Here is a 15884-nt window from a genome sequence, read left to right on the forward strand (position 1 = left end):
CCTGGGATTACACCCCAAGCCGCCCAGGAAAACCTGCATGTCCGTCGCCGCTCACGATCACCCCTTGGAACTGCAGCAATTGTTGCCGGCGTTGGTCGAGCAAGGGCTGATCACGGCGCAGGTGGCGCAAAAGGTTGCGCCAGCGTCCGGCAGCCAGCATCCCCTGGAATGCATCGCAGCCCAGGGCCCTTGCCTGGAGACCTTGACCCAATGGCTGGCCCGCCAGGTCGGCCAGCCTTACCTGCGCATCGACCCGTTGAAGATCGACGTGGCGGCCGTGGTGCCCTTGATGTCCCACGCCTTCGCCCAGCGCCACGGCATTCTTGCAGTCGCCGTGGATGCCCGCAGCGTAACGGTCGCCAGTGCCCAACCCCATATCACCGCCTGGGAAGCCGGGCTGTCCCAGGTGCTTAAACGCACGATCAAGCGCGTGGTTGCCAACCCCCAGGATATCCAACGCTGTATCAACGAGTTTTACCGCTTGGCCAAGTCCGTCAGCGGTGCGGATCAAAAGATGACGGCGCCTGGCAATGTCGACTTGCTCAGCCTCGGCGCCAGTGACAAGGAGCCCGATGCCAACGACGCGCATATCGTCAACATCGTCGACTGGCTGCTGCAATACGCCTTTGGCCAACGGGCCAGCGATATCCATATTGAGCCCGGCCGCGACCAGGGCCGGGTGCGCTTTCGCATTGATGGGCTGCTGCATGACGTCTATCAATTTCCCCCGCAGGTCACCATGGCCGTGGTCAGCCGCCTCAAAAGCCTGGGGCGCATGAACGTGGCCGAGAAACGCAAACCCCAGGATGGCCGCGTCAAGACCCGAAACCCTGCGGGTATCGAGGTGGAATTACGGCTTTCGACCCTGCCCACGGCATTCGGCGAAAAGCTGGTGATGCGAATTTTTGACCCGCAGGTGCTGCTCAAGGATTTTGACCAGTTGGGTTTGTCCAACGCCGACCAGCAACGCTGGCACGCCATGACGCGACGCACCCACGGCATCATCCTCGTCACCGGCCCCACCGGCTCAGGCAAGACCAGCACCCTCTACACCACCCTCAGGCAACTGGCGACCCGCGAGGTCAACCTGTGCACGGTGGAAGACCCGATTGAAATGGTCGAGCCGGCCTTCAACCAGATGCAGGTCCAGCACAACATCGACCTCACCTTCGCCAGCGGCATCCGCGCCCTGCTGCGCCAGGACCCGGACATCATCATGATCGGCGAAATCCGCGACCAGGAAACCGCAGAGATGGCTATCCAGGCCGCGCTGACCGGGCATCTGGTGCTCTCGACCCTGCACACCAACGATGCGCCCAGCGCCATCAGCCGCCTAGAGGAGCTGGGCATTGCTCACTATTTGATCAAAGCCACGCTCATAGGCGTGATGGCGCAGCGCCTGGTGCGGGTTCTGTGCAGCCACTGCAAGCGCCCCGTGGGCCAGGAGGACGCTGGCGGCTTTGATGCTGTCGGCTGTGCGCAATGCCGTGACAGCGGTTATCAAGGCCGGGCTGGGCTGTATGAAATCATGCTCATGGACCCAGCCCTTCAGGCGCTGGTCACACCCGGTGCGGACGTACAAGCCCTGCGCCGTGGTGCACTGGCGCAGGGCATGAGCAGCCTGCGCATGGCCGGCATCGAGAAAGTGAAGGCCGGGCTGACCACGATGACGGAGGTATTACGGGTCACGCCAGGGGATTCAGAAACAAATCCTTTGTTTGCGGGGCCATGAAACCGTCTTTATCCGTGACCAGACCGTTACAATCGGCCTAATGTCGTTCACTGACACCTTCAGATAGGGAATCGCTATGCAGATCGGAACCGTACTGCTTCTTTTCGTGGGCTTGGCCATCGCCATCCTGTTCATGGGCTTCAAAGTGGTGCCCCAGGGCTACCAATGGACCGTCGAGCGTTTCGGCCGCTACACCAACACCTTGAAACCCGGCCTGAATATCATCATCCCGGTCATGGACCGAATCGGTCGCAAGATCAACGTGATGGAAAGCGTGCTGGATATCCCGCCTCAAGAAGTCATCACCGCCGACAATGCCACCGTGCAGATCGATGCCGTGTGCTTCTTCCAGGTGGTCAACACCGCCCAGGCCGCCTATGAGGTCAACAACCTCGAACATGCTATCCGCAACCTGCTGCAGACCAATATCCGTACCGTACTCGGCTCCATGGAGCTGGACGCCATGCTGAGCCAGCGTGATGGCATCAACGAGAAACTCCTGCGCACCGTGGATGAAGCCACCGCGCCATGGGGCATCAAGATCACCCGTATCGAGATCAAGGACATCAGCCCGCCCGCCGACCTGATGGCCGCCATGTCCGGCCAGATGAAAGCCGAGCGAATCAAGCGTGCACAGATCCTCGAAGCAGAGGGCCTGCGGGCGTCGGCGATCCTGACAGCGGAAGGCAAGAAGCAGGCGCAGATCCTCGAGGCCGAAGGTAGTCGTCAGGCCGCGTTCCTGGAATCCGAGGCACGTGAGCGTCAGGCCGAAGCCGAAGCGCGGGCAACACAAGTGGTGTCCGAAGCCATTGCGTCGGGCAACGTGCAGGCGGTGAACTACTTCGTCGCGCAAAAATACATCGACGCTCTGGGCAAGCTTGCGTCGGCCAACAACAGCAAGGTCATCCTGATGCCCCTGGAAGCCAGCCAGGTGATTGGCGCCGTGGGCGGTATCGGCGAAATCGTCAAGGCAACCTTCGGCAACCAGAAAGGCTGAGGCCAACACCATGTGGGACTTTTTGCTGCATTTGTCGTTCTGGGACTGGTTGGCACTGGGCACCGTGCTGTTGATTCTCGAGGTGTTCGGTGCCGGAGGCTACCTGCTCTGGATGGGCATCGCCGCCGCTGCCGTGGGCGTGATCAAGTTCGTGTTCCCACCGCTTGGGCTGGAATGGCAACTGCTGCTGTTTGCGATGTTGTCGATACTGACCGCCGTGTACTGGTGGAAACGCCAGCGCAGCAGTGCCAAGGCCAGTGATCAACCGGGGTTGAACGAGCGCGGTTCAGAGCTGGTGGGGCGCATTTTCGTGGTGCATCAAGCCATTGTGGATGGTCGCGGCAAGGTCAAAGTCGGCGATGGGGTGTGGATGGTCACCGGTGCCGACGCCCCCGTGGGCGCTCAAGTCCGCGTGGTTGGGCAGGATGGGGTGATTTTAAAGGTTGAAACTGTTTAGTCAGTGATGGAACTGGATCGGGTTAACTACAATCAAAACGTACAGATAACCCACCGGAGTCACCCATCATGCGTCTCAAATATGCTGTCGCAACCCTCGCTGTGCTTTCCCTACCTGTCGGCTCAGCCATGGCCGATAGCTTCTGGCGTAATGTCATCTCGTCGGGCGCCACCACTGGCTCGACTTACCTGACGTTCAAGGACCACAAGCTGGTGGTCGCGGCCCAGGACGACGCAGGCAGCTTCGTCGCCAGCGACGGCGGCATTCGCGGCCCGTACCTGGAAGCGGCGATGCAGAAGGTCCGCGCCGACAACCCTGGCCTCCAAGCCACGGACATGGAACTGGCTAACGCCATTCTGGCGAAGAATGCTGTCACCGAGTAATAACTGCCCTCATAAAAAATGCCGCTTTTTCAAGCGGCATTTTTTTGCCTGCGGCATGACGAATCGTTCATGGATGACAGGCTATATTCAGTCTCAGCGTGCAACCATGCCCCACTGACACGTGTATTTTTCATCGCCTACCTGAAACGGATGCCTTCTTCGTCATGAGCCAACAGCCTTTCCTGCCGTTTTCCAAACCGACCATTGATGAAGCCACCATCGCGGCGGTCGGCGATGTTCTGCGTTCCGGCTGGATCACCAGCGGGCCAAAGGTGCAGGCGTTCGAAGCACAGTTGTCGGAGTATTTTGGCGGCCGTCCGGTGCGCACCTTCAACTCGGGCACCTGCACCATGGAGATCGCCTTGCGCATCGCCGGGATCGGGCCTGGGGATGAAGTCATCACCACGCCAATCTCCTGGGTTGCCACGGCCAACGTGATTCTCGAAGTCGGCGCCACTCCGGTTTTTGCCGACATCGACCCGGTGACACGCAATATCGACCTGGCCCAGGTGGAAGCCGCCATTACCCCGCGCACCAAGGCGATCATCCCGGTCTACCTGGCCGGCTTGCCCCTGGATATGCCGATGCTCTACGCGCTGGCCAACAAGTACAACCTGCGCATTGTCGAAGATGCTGCCCAGGCCCTGGGTTCCAGCTGGGATGGGGAGCGTATCGGCGCAACCGGCGACTTCGTGTCTTTCAGCTTCCAGGCGAACAAGAACATCACGTCGTCCGAAGGCGGCTGCCTGGTGTTGAACAATGCCGAGGAGGCCCGTCTGGCCGAGAAGTACCGCCTGCAAGGCGTCACCCGCAGCGGCTTCGATGGCCTGGATGTGGATGTGCTGGGGGGCAAGTTCAACATGACCGACATTGCCGCCGCCATCGGCCTGGGGCAATTCGCACACATCGAGAAGATCACCACCCATCGTCAGAACCTGGCACGTCACTACTTCAAATGCTTGGGCAGCGATTTCGAAGCCCAATACGGCGCGCAACTGCCGCCGGCCGACTTCGAAAACAGCAACTGGCACCTGTTCCAACTGGTGTTGCCAGAGCGCCAGGATGGCCTGCCGGCCCGTGCAACGTTCATGGAGCAGATGCAGGCCCACGGGGTGGGTATCGGCTACCACTACCCGCCGATCCACCTGCTGAGCCTGTATCGGGCACAGGGTTTCAAGGAAGGCATGTTCCCGGTGGCGGAGCGTGTTGGGCGTTTGATCGTGTCGTTGCCGATGTTCACGGCGATGACAGAGGCGGATGTGGAGCGGGCTGTTGCGGCGGTTAAAGCTGTATTGAAAAGAGACTGATCACAACAAATCAACTGTGGGAGCTGGCTTGCCTGCGATGCTGGCACCTCGGTGTATCGGTGATACCCGGGTGATCCAATCGCAGGCAAGCCAGCTCCCACATTGATTTGTGTCGTTGCAACTATGGGGTTTATTCGCCGATGGCGGCTTTGTAGCCGGCGGCATCCAGCAACTTGTCCAAGTCGGCCTTGTCGCTTGGCTTGAGCTTGAAGATCCAGGCGCCGTACGGGTCCGAGTTCAGCAGCTCAGGGCTGCCACTCAGCTCTTCGTTGACAGCAATCACTTCGCCGGCAACCGGCGAGTAGATATCCGAGGCTGCTTTCACCGACTCAACCACACCCGCCTGGCCTTGCGCTTCAAAATTGGCACCCACTTCCGCCAACTCAACAAACACCACATCACCCAAAGCTTCCTGTGCATGGTCGGAGATCCCGACGGTCACGGTGCCGTCAGCTTCCAGACGGGCCCATTCGTGACTTTCGGCAAAACGCAGGTCGGCAGGGATATTGCTCATAGTCTGTGTCCTCAAGATGAAATGTCAGCGGCCTTTGGCCTGCCGGAATTGGTTAGATCAAGGTTTTGCCATGGCGCACGAAGGTCGGCTTGACCACTCGAACCGGATACCACTTGCCGCGGATTTCCACTTCGGCCCGGTCGGCAGTCGCCGTCGGCACACGCGCCAGTGCAATGGATTTGCTTAGCGTAGGCGAGAAACTACCACTGGTGATCTCTCCTTCGCCAACATTGGCGATACGAACCACCTGATGAGCACGCAGCACACCCCGTTCTTCGAGTACGAGCCCCACCAGTTTGAACTGCACGCCGGCTGCTTTTTCTGCTTCCAGCGCGGCGCGGCCAATGAAGTTACGCTCGACAGGTTCCCAGGCGATGCTCCAAGCCATGTTGGCCGCCAGGGGTGAGACGTCCTGGTGAATATCCTGGCCATACAGGTTCATGCCGGCCTCCAGGCGCAAGGTGTCGCGCGCACCGAGGCCGATGGGGGAAATGCCAGCGCCTACCAGGTCGTTGAAAAAGCCCGGAGCCTGATCGGCCGGCAGCACGATTTCGAGGCCGTCTTCGCCGGTATAGCCGGTGCGGGCGATATACCAGTCGCCGTCGGCCCGGCCTTCGAACGGTTTGAGCTGATGGATCAGGATGCCACGGGACTGGGTCACCAGTTCGGCGATTTTCTGCCGGGCGTGGGGGCCTTGGATGGCGAGCATGGCCAACTCGGAGCGCTCATGCAGGTGCACTGAGTAGCTGCCCAGTTGCGCCTGCATCCAGGCCATGTCCTGATCGCGCGTGGCGGCGTTGACCACCAGGCGGTAACCGGTTTCGGTGCGGTAGACGATCATGTCATCCACCACCCCGCCCTGCTCGTTGAGCATGGCGCTGTACAACGCTCGGCCACAGCCGTGCAGTCGGTCGACATCATTGGCCAGCAGGTACTGGAGCCATTCCTTGGCCTGGAGGCCGGTGACATCGATCACGGTCATATGAGATACATCGAAGACCCCGCAGTCGCGTCGCACCTGATGGTGTTCTTCAACTTGCGAACCGTAATGCAAAGGCATATCCCAACCGCCAAAATCGACCATTTTCGCGCCGAGGGCGAGATGCAGGTCATACAGAGGCGTACGCTGTCCCATGGGTTTCTCCTTCCGGGCTTGGCGAAGGCGCGCAGAGCTGCCACTTGCGCCGAACACCTTGTATTACAAGGCCCGCAGCCACATACAGCAGGTCGATCCGAAAGACGGAGCGCACCGAATGCCGCGCATTGTAGCCTCAAGCCGTAGGACTGGCACCTAACCGATTTGCCGAGCCGAGCGGCGGATCAGCCCGATGACCGGCAACAAGCCGACCAGCACCAGGGTCAGCGCCGGCAAAGACGCCCGCGCCCATTCGCCTTCACTGGTCATTTCAAAGATCCGCACCGCCAGGGTGTCCCAGCCAAACGGGCGCATCAGCAAGGTGGCCGGCATTTCCTTGAGCACATCCACGAACACCAGCAGCGCTGCGCTCAACGCGCCCGGCAGCAATAACGGCAGATACACTTTGCAAAACAGTCGTGGGCCGCTCACCCCAAGGCTGCGTGCCGCTTCGGGCAATGACGGACGGATGCGCGCCAGGCTGTTTTCCAGCGGCCCGTAGGCCACCGCCAGGAACCGCACCAGATACGCCAGCACCAGTGCCGACAGGCTGCCCAACAGCAAAGGCTTGCCCGCCCCGCCCAACCAGCCGGAGACCGGCACCACCAGCTCGCGGTCCAGGTAACTGAACGCCAGCATGATCGACACCGCCAGCACCGAGCCCGGCAAGGCATAGCCGACATTGGCCAGGCTGATACCGGAGCGAATCGCGCGGGTCGGCGCCAGACGATTGGCAAAGGCCAGTATCAGCGCCACGCTGACCGTGATCAGGGCTGCGATCCCGCCCAGGTAGAGGGTATGGATGATTAGCCCGGTGTAACGCTCATCCAGGTCGAAGCGGCCACGCTGCCAGAACCACGCCACCAGTTGCAGCATCGGAATCACGAACGCGCAGGCGAAGACCAGACCGCACCAGGCGCTGGCCGCCACGGCCTTGAATCCGCGCAAGTGGTACAACGCCTTGCCCCGTGGGCGCTCATTGCTCGGTCGGCTGGCCCCGCGCGCGCGCCGTTCGCCATACAGCACCAGCATCACTACCAGCAGCAGCAGGCTGGCCAGTTGCGCGGCGCTGGACAGGCTGAAAAAGCCGTACCAGGTTTTATAGATAGCGGTGGTGAAGGTGTCGAAGTTGAACACCGAGACCGCGCCAAAATCCGCGAGTGTCTCCATCAACGCCAGGGCCACACCGGCACCAATCGCTGGGCGCGCCATTGGCAAAGCCACGCGCCAGAACGCTTGCCATGGCGATTGCCCCAGTACCCGCGCCGCTTCCATCAAGCCTTTGCCCTGGGCCAGGAATGCGCTGCGCGCCAGCAGGTAGACATAGGGATAGAACACCAGCACCAATACGATGACCACGCCGCCGGTGGAGCGCACCCGTGGCAAACGCAGCCCGGTGCCGAACCACTCGCGCAGCAGGGTTTGCACCGGCCCGGCAAAATCCAGCAGGCCCACGAACACGAAGGCCAGCACATAGGCAGGGATTGCAAAGGGCAACATCAGTGCCCAGTCGAGCCAGCGCCGCCCGGGGAATTCGCACAGGCTGGTCAGCCAGGCCAGGCTGACGCCCAGCAGCGTCACACCCAGGCCGACACCGAGCACCAGGGTCAAGGTGTTGCCCAGCAAGCGGGGCATCTGAGTGTCCCAGAGGTGCGCCCAGATCTGGGGGTCAATGCTTTGCCAGGACAGCAGCAGCACGCTCAGCGGCAACAGCACCAGGGCGGCGACGCTGAAGACCGGCAGGTACCAGCGACGTTGGGCGGGGTGGGCCAAGAGCAAACTCTCTGTAAACAAGCTATCTGAAGGCAGACAAAAAACAGTGTGGGAAGGCCCTGATGCCTGTAGGAGCGAGCTTGCTCGCGAAAAACGTCAACGATAACGCGTGCTTCCTGAATAAACGCGGTGTCTGTGAGTTTTTCGCGAGCAAGCTCGCTCCTACAGGTATTAGAGCTTGCCCCTACAAATTGTACTCAGTTCCAGCCAGCGCGATCCATCAGGCGAATCGCCTCGGCCTGGCGCTTGCCTGCCACTTCAACCGGCAAGGTATCGGCCACGAACTTGCCCCAGGTCGCCACTTCCGCCGATGGCGGTACCGCCGGGTTGGCCGGGAACTCCTGGTTGACGTCGGCGAAGATCTGCTGTGCCTCAGGCGTGGTCATCCACTCCACCAGCGCCTTGGCCGCTTCCGGGTGCGGCGCGTACTGGGTCAGGCCAATGCCGGACAGGTTCACGTGCACACCGCGGTCGCCCTGGTTGGGCCAGAACAACTTCACCGCCAGGTCTGGCTTCTGCTTGTGCAGGCGACCGTAGTAATAGGTGTTGACGATACCCACGTCGCATTGCCCGGCGTTGATGGCCTCCAGCACGGCGATGTCATCGGAGAACACGTCGGTGGAGAGGTTATTCACCCAACCCTTGATGATTTCTTCGGTCTTGGCCGCGCCATGGGTTTCGATCAACGTGGCGGTCAGCGACTGGTTGTAGACTTTTTTCGCCGTGCGCAGGCACAGACGGCCTTCCCACTGCTTGTCGGCCAGGGCTTCGTAGGTGGTCAGGTCGCCCGGCTTTACCCGGTCGGTGGAGTAGGCGATCGTTCGCGCACGCAAGCTCAAACCGGTCCAGGCGTGGGCCGATGAGCGATATTGCAAAGGAATGTTCTTGTCGATGACAGGCGAGGTGAACGGTTGCAGGATGCCCATCTGTTCGGCCTGCCAGAGGTTGCCGGCGTCAACGGTGAGCAGCAGGTCGGCAGTGGCGTTCTCGCCCTCGGCCTTGATGCGCTGCATCAACGGGGCTTCCTTGTCGGTGATGAACTTGACCTGCACACCGGTCTTTTTGGTGTAGGCGTCGAACACGGGCTTGATCAGCTCGTCGATACGCGAGGAGTAGACCACGACTTCGTCGGCCGCCTGCACGGTGGTGCTGCCGATCAGGGTGAGTGCCAGGGCAGTCAGGAGGCGCTTGGGTGCCAACATGGGTGCGGTCTCTCATTTGCAAATGGAGGGCAAATGATAAGGACTCACATTTGGTAACGCTTGGTGGAGGCGTTACCAGATGTTGCACAGCCAGAATATGCGCTGGCGCTGACGGCCTCATCGCGGGCAAACCCGGCTCCCACAGAGGGTTGTATTGTCAGGTCAGGGTTTAGCGAGTTCGGGGAGATCGCCCGTCAATCCGAGTGCCTGGCGCACGAACACTGCCTTGGCTTCGGGCATCTGGTCGACGATTTTCAAACCCGCGTTGCGCAACCAGCGCAGCGGCAGTTGATCGGCCTGGAACAAGCGCTCAAAACCTTCCATTGCCGCCATCAGCGCCAGGTTGTGGGGCATACGACGTCGCTCATAACGGCTCAGCACTTTCACATCGGCCAGGCGCTCGCCGCGCTCGGTCGCTGCCAACAGCACTTCGGCCAGCACGGCCGCATCGAGGAAGCCCAGGTTGACGCCCTGCCCCGCCAACGGGTGGATGACGTGGGCGGCGTCGCCGATCAACGCCAAGCCTTCGGCCACATAGCGTTTGGCATGGCGCTGGCGCAACGGTACGCACACACGCGGGTCAGCACAGACCACGGTGCCCAGGCGCCCTTCGAAGGCACGTTCCAGTTCGCGGCAGAAGCGTTCATCATCCAGCGCCATCAGGCGCTCGGACTCAGCGGGCGTGGTCGACCAGACAATCGAGCACCAGTCTTCCTGCCCATCGCGTACCAGCGGCAGGAACGCCAGCGGGCCGGTGTCGGTGAAGCGTTGCCACGCGGTGCGCTGGTGCGGCTGACTGCTGCGCACGCTGGTGACGATGGCGTTATGCAGGTAATCCCATTCGCGGGTAGGTGTACCGGTCAGGCGGCGTACGGCGGAGTTGGCACCGTCGGCGGCCACCACCAGCGGTGCACGCAGCTTGCGGCCGTCGGCCAGGGTCAGCAACCAGTCATCGCCAGAGCGGCGCATCTGTTCCAGGCGTGAGTTGGCGAGCAGGCCGAGGTCGCAGTCATGCAGACGATCGAGCAAGGCATCCTGCACCACGCGGTTTTCGACGATATGCCCAAGCACCTCGGCATGCACACTGGCCGCCGAAAAGTGGATCTGCCCGGTGCCGCTGCCGTCCCATACCTGCATTTCGCCGTAGGGGCTGGCACGCCGCGAGACGATGCCGTCCCACACACCCAGGCGCTCAAGAATGCGCTGGCTGGCCGCCGACAATGCGCTCACCCGCGGTTCAAACGCCGCAGCCGGCTCAAACGGCTTGACGCTCAATGGGCTGCCGTCGAGCAGCAGCACCTGCAGGCCACTGCCCTGTAACGCCAGCGCCAGGGCGCTTCCGACCATTCCGGCCCCGACAATCAGCACATCTGCGCGCATGTCCATATTCAAGCCTTGTCTCGTGTGCGGCACAGGCCGCAAGTAAAGGTGTGGTCCGCTTCAAACATCGGAACGCGTGCCCAAGCCCATGGCCTGACGGGCGAACCAGCGTTTGGCCGGGGGCAACAGGTCGAGGCCGAGCAAGCCCATATTGCGGCCCAGCGCCATCAACGGCTGAGCACTGCCGAACAGGCGCGTGACCTGGTCGGAGAAGCCTACGGTGAGTTGCTGGTCCAGGCGCTGACGCTCGCGATAGCCTTGCAACGTCGCCAGGTCACCCGGCACCGCCGGCCCGGCTAACAGGGCTTCGGCCAAGGCATTGGCATCGCGCAGGGACAGGTTGAACCCCTGCCCGGCAATCGGGTGCAGGCTGTGGGCGGCATTGCCGAGGACCGCCAGGTGTGAGCGCACTTGTTCTTCGGCTTCCACCAGGGTCAACGGGTACAGGTGACGCGCGCCCACTTGCTTGAGGGTGCCCAGGCGATACCCGAACACGCCCTGCAACTCGCTCAGGAAGCTACGTTCGTCGAGGCTGGCCAGGCGCTGGGCGTCCATGCCGATGCGGGTCCAGACCAGCGCGCACCGGTTGTCTGGCAACGGCAGCAAGGCCATCGGGCCTTCATCGGTAAAGCGCTCGAACGCCTCGCCATTGTGGACTTCGCTCGGGGTGATGTTGGCGATCAGCGCGCTCTGGTTGTAGGGCCGGGTTTTCACGCCAATGCCCAATTGCTCACGCAAGCCGGAGCGGCCGCCATCGGCCAGTACCGCCAGGTCGCATTCCAGCACGGTTTCATCGTTGAGGGTCAGGCGATAGCCATTGGGCAGCGGCTCCATGCGCGTGACTTCTGCCGGGCAACGCCAGCTGACCACCTCCTTGTCCAAGCCTTGCCACAGGCATTGGCCGAGCCAGGCGTTTTCCACCACATACCCCAGGGCCGGCACGCCCTCCTCCATCGCGGACAAACGCGCGGTGGAGAAACGCCCACGGTCCGACACGTGGATCTGCTTGATAGGCTCTGCACGCCGGGAAATGGCTTGCCACAGGCCCAGCCGCTGGTAAATCTGGCGTGCGCCAAACGACAGCGCAGAAGAGCGCGCATCGTAGCTCGGCTGGTAGCTGTCGCCCGCTGCAAAGGGTTCGATCAGCACGATCTTCCAGCCCCGAGCCTTGGCCCCCGCTTGCAATGCCAGAGCCAGGCTGGCGCCCACCAAGCCGCCGCCGATAATCGCCAGGTGAACCCGGCTCATCGGGCAGCCGCCATCAACGCTTCGATCTCGGCAACGGTCTTGGGCACCCCGCCGGTCAGGATTTCACAGCCTTGCTTGGTCACTACCACGTCGTCCTCGATGCGCACGCCAATGCCGCGCCATTTCTTTGCCACGTTCTGGTTGTCCGGGGAAATATAGATGCCCGGCTCCACGGTCAAGGCCATGCCCACTTCCAGCACGCGCCATTCACCGCCCACTTTGTACTCGCCCACATCATGCACATCCATGCCCAGCCAGTGACCAGCACGGTGCATGTAGAAGGCGCGGTAGGCTTCGCTGGCGATCAACTCGTCAACGTCACCTTGCAACAACCCCAGCTTCACCAGGCCGGCGGTGATGACCTGCACGGTCGCCTCGTGGGCCTGGTTCCAATGTTTGTTCGGCGCGATCTGCTTGAAGGCGGCTTCCTGGGAGGCCAGCACAATCTCGTAGATCGCCTTTTGCTCGGGCGAAAACTTGCCATTGACCGGCCAGGTACGGGTGATGTCGCTGGCGTAGCAGTCGATCTCACACCCGGCGTCGATCAGCACCAGATCGCCGTCCTTGAGCACCGCGTCATTCTGCTGGTAATGCAGGATGCAGCTGTTGCGCCCGGCGGCGACGATGGAGCCATAGGCCGGCATTTTCGCGCCGCCCTTGCGGAACTCGTAATCCAGTTCGGCTTCCAGGCTGAACTCATGCAAACCGGCACGGCTGGCCTGCATCGCCCGCACATGGGCTGCACAGGAAATTCGCGCCGCCTCGCGCATCACCCTCACTTCTGCCGCCGATTTATACAGGCGCATATCGTGAAGCAAATGATCCAGGGCAACGAATTCGTTCGGCGGCTGGGCGCCCAGGTGCGCTTTGGAGCGGATCACGTTGATCCACTCCATCACATGCCGGTCGAACTCGGCATTGCTGCCCATGGCAGAGTACACGCGGTCGCGACCTTCGATCAGGCCGGGCAGGATGTCGTCAATATCGGTAATGGGGAATGCGTCGTCAGCGCCAAAGTCGCGGATCGCGCCCTCGGTGCCGGCACGCAGGCCGTCCCACAATTCGCGCTCGGCATTGCGCTCGCGGCAGAACAGCACGTACTCGCCGTGCTGGCGACCGGGCATCAGCACGATCACCGCTTCGGGCTCGGGGAAACCGCTCAGGTACTGGAAGTCGCTGTCCTGGCGGTAGACATGCTCGACATCGCGGTTGCGGATGGCCACGGCGGCGGCCGGCAGGATCGCGATGCTGTTGGGTTCCATCTGCGCCATGAGCGCCTTGCGACGCCGGGTGTATTCCGCTTTGGGGATATGGATCATGGGCAGATGGGCTTCCTTTCTCAGTGCAGCGACGGCTTGGGCGCGGCGGGCTCAGCGGACTTGCGGGTCTCGGTGAACAGCAGCAGCGGCGCGACGCGCAGGTATTCCATGACTTCCATGTAGTCGCCTTCGCCGTCTTCGGATTCTTCCAGGGCGTCTTGCACCTGGGAGATGGCCGCCAGGTCCTGCAGCACTTCCTTGGCGTCGGTGCTCAGCTCCAGGCCGCCGGCATTCACGCCGAAACCGTGGAGGAAACCCTGGCACCATTGGCCCAGCGCAGCGGCGCGGTCAGCCAGCGGGGCGTCGTCGGTAGGCAGCAGCAGGACCACGGTGACGTCATCACCGGTCAGCTCGCCCTTGACCATTTCTTGCAGGCCGATCAATGCGTTGCGCACATTGTCGGTGGGTTCGGTTTCCAGCAGCTCGGCCACATCGGCCAGCCAGTTGTCGGCATCAAAGCCGACACCGGTGCAACTGCGGCCCAACAGCACGCCATGCAGTTCAGCAGGCGAGCATGGATGGCCGCTGGCGCTCAGCAGTTTGGAAAAAGCATCGTACGGGGAGTTCTGAATGGGCATGGTGAGCTAGGCGCCAGACGGCGCAATGTCTAGAATGGAGCGCTGTATCCTAGCACCGGCAGACGCACCAAGACTATCGAGGGCGTCAGATCGTTTATCCTGCAGTTGCCATTCATCAGACAAATCCAGTGGAACCCAATGGAAGACACCGACCTGCAAGCGCTGATGGCCAGACTCGAACTGCTAATTGATCGGGTCGAGCAACTTAAGAGTCAAAACGGACTCCTATTAGCTCAGGAAAAGACCTGGCGCGAGGAACGCGCTCACCTCATTGAAAAAAACGAAATCGCCCGGCGTAAGGTCGAATCGATGATTTCGCGCCTGAAGGCCCTGGAGCAAGACTCATGAGTTCAAGCAATAGCGTTACCGTGCAGATCCTCGACAAAGAATATTCGATCATCTGCCCCCAGGAAGAACGCAGCAACCTGGTGAGCGCTGCCCGCTACCTGGATGGCAAGATGCGCGAAATCCGCAGCAGCGGCAAAGTGATCGGCGCCGACCGCATCGCCGTGATGGCCGCGCTGAATATCACCCACGACCTGCTGCATAAGCAGGAGCGCCCGGACGTACAGGCCAGCGGCTCGACGCGCGAGCAGGTGCGTGACCTGCTCGATCGCGTGGATCTGGTGCTTTCCACCGATTCAGACACACCCAAGGGCTGATTGCCGAGCAGGTTTAAGGTATACTCGCCCCACTCCCTGGCGTGTTTGCCAGTCGGCGATGTCCCTGAGCCGATTCGCACTACCCTGGAAGTTGCACGTTGGGCTGGTGTGCATGTCCGCTAGACGGAAAGCCTTAAAGCCTACTGCTTCTTCCACCTTGAACTTTCGGGTTCAAGGGCTAAGTCGACAGCGGCTCTGTCGGGGAGCCTGAATTCCCAAACTCAATGCCAGTCTCCGGACTGGCATTGTTTTATGAGCCGGAAAACCATGACCGAACCTGCGCCGCTTTCCCGTCCGCAACTTCGACGCATGTTGCGCAAAGCCCGCCGCGCCCTCACGCCGAGCGAGCAGCGCCAGGCCGCTCACGGTCTGTACCGGCAACTGGCACAGCACCCGCTGTTTCGCCGGGCCAAACATATCTCTTTATATCTGCCCACGGACGGTGAAATCGATCCGCGCCTGCTGCTGCGTGCAGCCCAGCGCCGCGGCAAAGCCACTTACCTACCGGTGCTCAGCGCCTGGCCGCGCACCAAGATGGTGTTCCAGCGCGTACGCCCTGGGGATAAGTTGCTGCCCAACCGCTTTCGCATCCTTGAGCCACGGGTCAATGCCCATCGCCAACGCCAAGTCTGGGCGCTGGATCTGGTGTTGTTGCCGTTGGTGGGGTTCGATGATGGAGGTGGGCGCCTGGGCATGGGCGGCGGGTTTTACGACCGCAGCCTGGCCTATCTTGCCCGCCGCCAGAGCTGGCGCAAGCCAACACTGCTGGGACTGGCCCATGAATGCCAGAAAGTCGAACGCCTGGCGCAGGCAAGCTGGGATGTGCCGTTGGCGGGGACGGTGACCGATAAGCAGTGGTATGTCGCAAAAACGCCGCTGGAAACAGCGGCGCCTTGGTGAATGCTTGAGTTAACGCTTGAACGGTTGTGGCTGCTGCTGAGCCAGTTCAACCGGTGCATCGGTCTTGTTCGACCACAGGCTTTGGGCATAACCGGTGGTCACGACGCCCAGACCAAACAAAATAACCAAAATCCATAGTAAATCCGGCTTACGTTGCATCGATTGCCCCCCTTTCAGGCACCTCGTACACGATGACAACAACGTTCCAAAGTAGTCCGTTGCAGCTGCGTCAAGCTTAAAAGCGCGCATTCTGCGGTAACGTGAACCAACACGCAAACCTTGACGCGAACCGACTGT

The 15884-nt window shown here is 61.5% G+C and carries 17 protein-coding genes and 1 other RNA gene; 9 read left to right on the forward strand and 9 right to left on the reverse strand.

The features are described from left to right. Positions 1 to 37: 37 nt before the first annotated feature. From PSH76_RS29020 to PSH76_RS29040, 5 genes are all read left to right on the forward strand, one after another. Entirely contained in the window at positions 38 to 1732 is a 1695-nt protein-coding gene (locus PSH76_RS29020) for a GspE/PulE family protein (RefSeq protein ID WP_098950084.1), read from the forward strand. A gap of 76 nt (positions 1733 to 1808) precedes the next feature. After that, positions 1809 to 2729: an SPFH domain-containing protein gene (locus PSH76_RS29025; RefSeq protein ID WP_003195285.1), complete on the forward strand. Its 921-nt coding sequence runs from the start codon at positions 1809 to 1811 to the stop codon at positions 2727 to 2729. A gap of 10 nt (positions 2730 to 2739) precedes the next feature. Further along, positions 2740 to 3186 carry an NfeD family protein gene (locus PSH76_RS29030; RefSeq protein WP_098950082.1) on the forward strand — a complete coding sequence of 149 codons (447 nt, stop codon included), beginning with the start codon at positions 2740 to 2742 and terminating at the stop codon, positions 3184 to 3186. 68 nt (positions 3187 to 3254) lie between these two features. After that, positions 3255 to 3569, forward strand: coding sequence for a DUF2388 domain-containing protein (locus PSH76_RS29035; protein WP_003176799.1), 315 nt, complete (start codon positions 3255 to 3257; stop codon positions 3567 to 3569). A 164-nt stretch (positions 3570 to 3733) separates the two neighbouring features. Beyond that, positions 3734 to 4876 carry a DegT/DnrJ/EryC1/StrS aminotransferase family protein gene (locus tag PSH76_RS29040; protein WP_138762029.1) on the forward strand — a complete coding sequence of 381 codons (1143 nt, stop codon included), beginning with the start codon at positions 3734 to 3736 and terminating at the stop codon, positions 4874 to 4876. Between the two features lie 130 nt (positions 4877 to 5006). Here the strand turns inward: PSH76_RS29040 and gcvH are convergent, their stop codons facing one another. From gcvH to PSH76_RS29080, 8 genes are all read right to left on the reverse strand, one after another. Beyond that, positions 5007 to 5390: a glycine cleavage system protein GcvH gene (gcvH, locus tag PSH76_RS29045; protein WP_032894619.1), complete on the reverse strand. Its 384-nt coding sequence runs from the start codon at positions 5388 to 5390 to the stop codon at positions 5007 to 5009. A gap of 52 nt (positions 5391 to 5442) precedes the next feature. Beyond that, positions 5443 to 6525 carry a glycine cleavage system aminomethyltransferase GcvT gene (gene gcvT, locus PSH76_RS29050; protein ID WP_305493326.1) on the reverse strand — a complete coding sequence of 361 codons (1083 nt, stop codon included), beginning with the start codon at positions 6523 to 6525 and terminating at the stop codon, positions 5443 to 5445. Positions 6526 to 6681: 156 nt separating this feature from the next. Further along, a complete protein-coding gene (locus tag PSH76_RS29055) occupies positions 6682 to 8298 on the reverse strand; it encodes an iron ABC transporter permease (protein ID WP_305493327.1) in 1617 nt (538 codons plus the stop codon). A gap of 197 nt (positions 8299 to 8495) precedes the next feature. After that, positions 8496 to 9500 carry an extracellular solute-binding protein gene (locus tag PSH76_RS29060; protein ID WP_305493328.1) on the reverse strand — a complete coding sequence of 335 codons (1005 nt, stop codon included), beginning with the start codon at positions 9498 to 9500 and terminating at the stop codon, positions 8496 to 8498. Positions 9501 to 9662: 162 nt separating this feature from the next. Continuing rightward, positions 9663 to 10880 (reverse strand): 2-octaprenyl-3-methyl-6-methoxy-1,4-benzoquinol hydroxylase, encoded by a 1218-nt coding sequence (locus tag PSH76_RS29065; RefSeq protein WP_305494500.1) that lies wholly within the window; start codon positions 10878 to 10880, stop codon positions 9663 to 9665. Between the two features lie 60 nt (positions 10881 to 10940). Further along, positions 10941 to 12128, reverse strand: coding sequence for a 2-octaprenyl-6-methoxyphenyl hydroxylase (gene ubiH, locus PSH76_RS29070; RefSeq protein WP_305493329.1), 1188 nt, complete (start codon positions 12126 to 12128; stop codon positions 10941 to 10943). Continuing rightward, positions 12125 to 13447 carry a Xaa-Pro aminopeptidase gene (gene pepP / locus PSH76_RS29075; protein WP_003195303.1) on the reverse strand — a complete coding sequence of 441 codons (1323 nt, stop codon included), beginning with the start codon at positions 13445 to 13447 and terminating at the stop codon, positions 12125 to 12127. The genes ubiH and pepP overlap by 4 nt, the downstream gene beginning before the upstream one ends. A gap of 20 nt (positions 13448 to 13467) precedes the next feature. Next, complete coding sequence (locus PSH76_RS29080) at positions 13468 to 14025, reverse strand: YecA family protein (protein ID WP_014720409.1); 558 nt, start codon at positions 14023 to 14025, stop codon at positions 13468 to 13470. A 138-nt stretch (positions 14026 to 14163) separates the two neighbouring features. Here PSH76_RS29080 and PSH76_RS29085 point away from each other — a divergent pair, with 138 nt between their 5' ends. The 4 genes from PSH76_RS29085 to PSH76_RS29100 all read left to right on the forward strand — a co-directional run bounded on the left by PSH76_RS29085 (position 14164) and on the right by PSH76_RS29100 (position 15587). Beyond that, positions 14164 to 14373, forward strand: coding sequence for a TIGR02449 family protein (locus tag PSH76_RS29085; protein WP_003177365.1), 210 nt, complete (start codon positions 14164 to 14166; stop codon positions 14371 to 14373). Next, positions 14370 to 14687 (forward strand): cell division protein ZapA, encoded by a 318-nt coding sequence (locus PSH76_RS29090; protein ID WP_014720410.1) that lies wholly within the window; start codon positions 14370 to 14372, stop codon positions 14685 to 14687. The genes PSH76_RS29085 and PSH76_RS29090 overlap by 4 nt, the downstream gene beginning before the upstream one ends. Positions 14688 to 14717: 30 nt before the next feature. Then, a non-coding RNA gene (ssrS, locus tag PSH76_RS29095) (6S RNA) lies at positions 14718 to 14896 on the forward strand. Positions 14897 to 14954: 58 nt separating this feature from the next. Continuing rightward, positions 14955 to 15587, forward strand: coding sequence for a 5-formyltetrahydrofolate cyclo-ligase (locus tag PSH76_RS29100; protein WP_305494501.1), 633 nt, complete (start codon positions 14955 to 14957; stop codon positions 15585 to 15587). A gap of 9 nt (positions 15588 to 15596) precedes the next feature. Here PSH76_RS29100 and PSH76_RS29105 read toward each other — a convergent pair whose 3' ends face one another. Further along, on the reverse strand, positions 15597 to 15746 hold the full coding sequence (locus tag PSH76_RS29105) for a hypothetical protein (RefSeq protein WP_010207387.1): 150 nt from the start codon (positions 15744 to 15746) through the stop codon (positions 15597 to 15599). Between the last annotated feature and the right edge of the window lie 138 nt (positions 15747 to 15884).

This window comes from Pseudomonas sp. FP215 (assembly GCF_030687795.1).
Taxonomy (GTDB): Bacteria; Pseudomonadota; Gammaproteobacteria; order Pseudomonadales; family Pseudomonadaceae; genus Aquipseudomonas; species Aquipseudomonas salmasensis.

What these genes read in the sequence shown, in the direction of transcription:
- PSH76_RS29020 (WP_098950084.1), top strand. Translation starts at nt 38, where the DNA reads ATGTCCGTCGCCGCTCACGATCACCCCTTGGAACTGCAGCAATTGTTG.
- PSH76_RS29025 (WP_003195285.1), top strand. Translation starts at nt 1,809, where the DNA reads ATGCAGATCGGAACCGTACTGCTTCTTTTCGTGGGCTTGGCCATCGCC.
- PSH76_RS29030 (WP_098950082.1), top strand. Translation starts at nt 2,740, where the DNA reads ATGTGGGACTTTTTGCTGCATTTGTCGTTCTGGGACTGGTTGGCACTG.
- PSH76_RS29035 (WP_003176799.1), top strand. Translation starts at nt 3,255, where the DNA reads ATGCGTCTCAAATATGCTGTCGCAACCCTCGCTGTGCTTTCCCTACCT.
- PSH76_RS29040 (WP_138762029.1), top strand. Translation starts at nt 3,734, where the DNA reads ATGAGCCAACAGCCTTTCCTGCCGTTTTCCAAACCGACCATTGATGAA.
- gcvH (WP_032894619.1), bottom strand. Translation starts at nt 5,390, where the DNA reads ATGAGCAATATCCCTGCCGACCTGCGTTTTGCCGAAAGTCACGAATGG.
- gcvT (WP_305493326.1), bottom strand. Translation starts at nt 6,525, where the DNA reads ATGGGACAGCGTACGCCTCTGTATGACCTGCATCTCGCCCTCGGCGCG.
- PSH76_RS29060 (WP_305493328.1), bottom strand. Translation starts at nt 9,500, where the DNA reads ATGTTGGCACCCAAGCGCCTCCTGACTGCCCTGGCACTCACCCTGATC.
- PSH76_RS29065 (WP_305494500.1), bottom strand. Translation starts at nt 10,880, where the DNA reads ATGCGCGCAGATGTGCTGATTGTCGGGGCCGGAATGGTCGGAAGCGCC.
- ubiH (WP_305493329.1), bottom strand. Translation starts at nt 12,128, where the DNA reads ATGAGCCGGGTTCACCTGGCGATTATCGGCGGCGGCTTGGTGGGCGCC.
- pepP (WP_003195303.1), bottom strand. Translation starts at nt 13,447, where the DNA reads ATGATCCATATCCCCAAAGCGGAATACACCCGGCGTCGCAAGGCGCTC.
- PSH76_RS29080 (WP_014720409.1), bottom strand. Translation starts at nt 14,025, where the DNA reads ATGCCCATTCAGAACTCCCCGTACGATGCTTTTTCCAAACTGCTGAGC.
- PSH76_RS29085 (WP_003177365.1), top strand. Translation starts at nt 14,164, where the DNA reads ATGGAAGACACCGACCTGCAAGCGCTGATGGCCAGACTCGAACTGCTA.
- PSH76_RS29090 (WP_014720410.1), top strand. Translation starts at nt 14,370, where the DNA reads ATGAGTTCAAGCAATAGCGTTACCGTGCAGATCCTCGACAAAGAATAT.
- PSH76_RS29100 (WP_305494501.1), top strand. Translation starts at nt 14,955, where the DNA reads ATGACCGAACCTGCGCCGCTTTCCCGTCCGCAACTTCGACGCATGTTG.
- PSH76_RS29105 (WP_010207387.1), bottom strand. Translation starts at nt 15,746, where the DNA reads ATGCAACGTAAGCCGGATTTACTATGGATTTTGGTTATTTTGTTTGGT.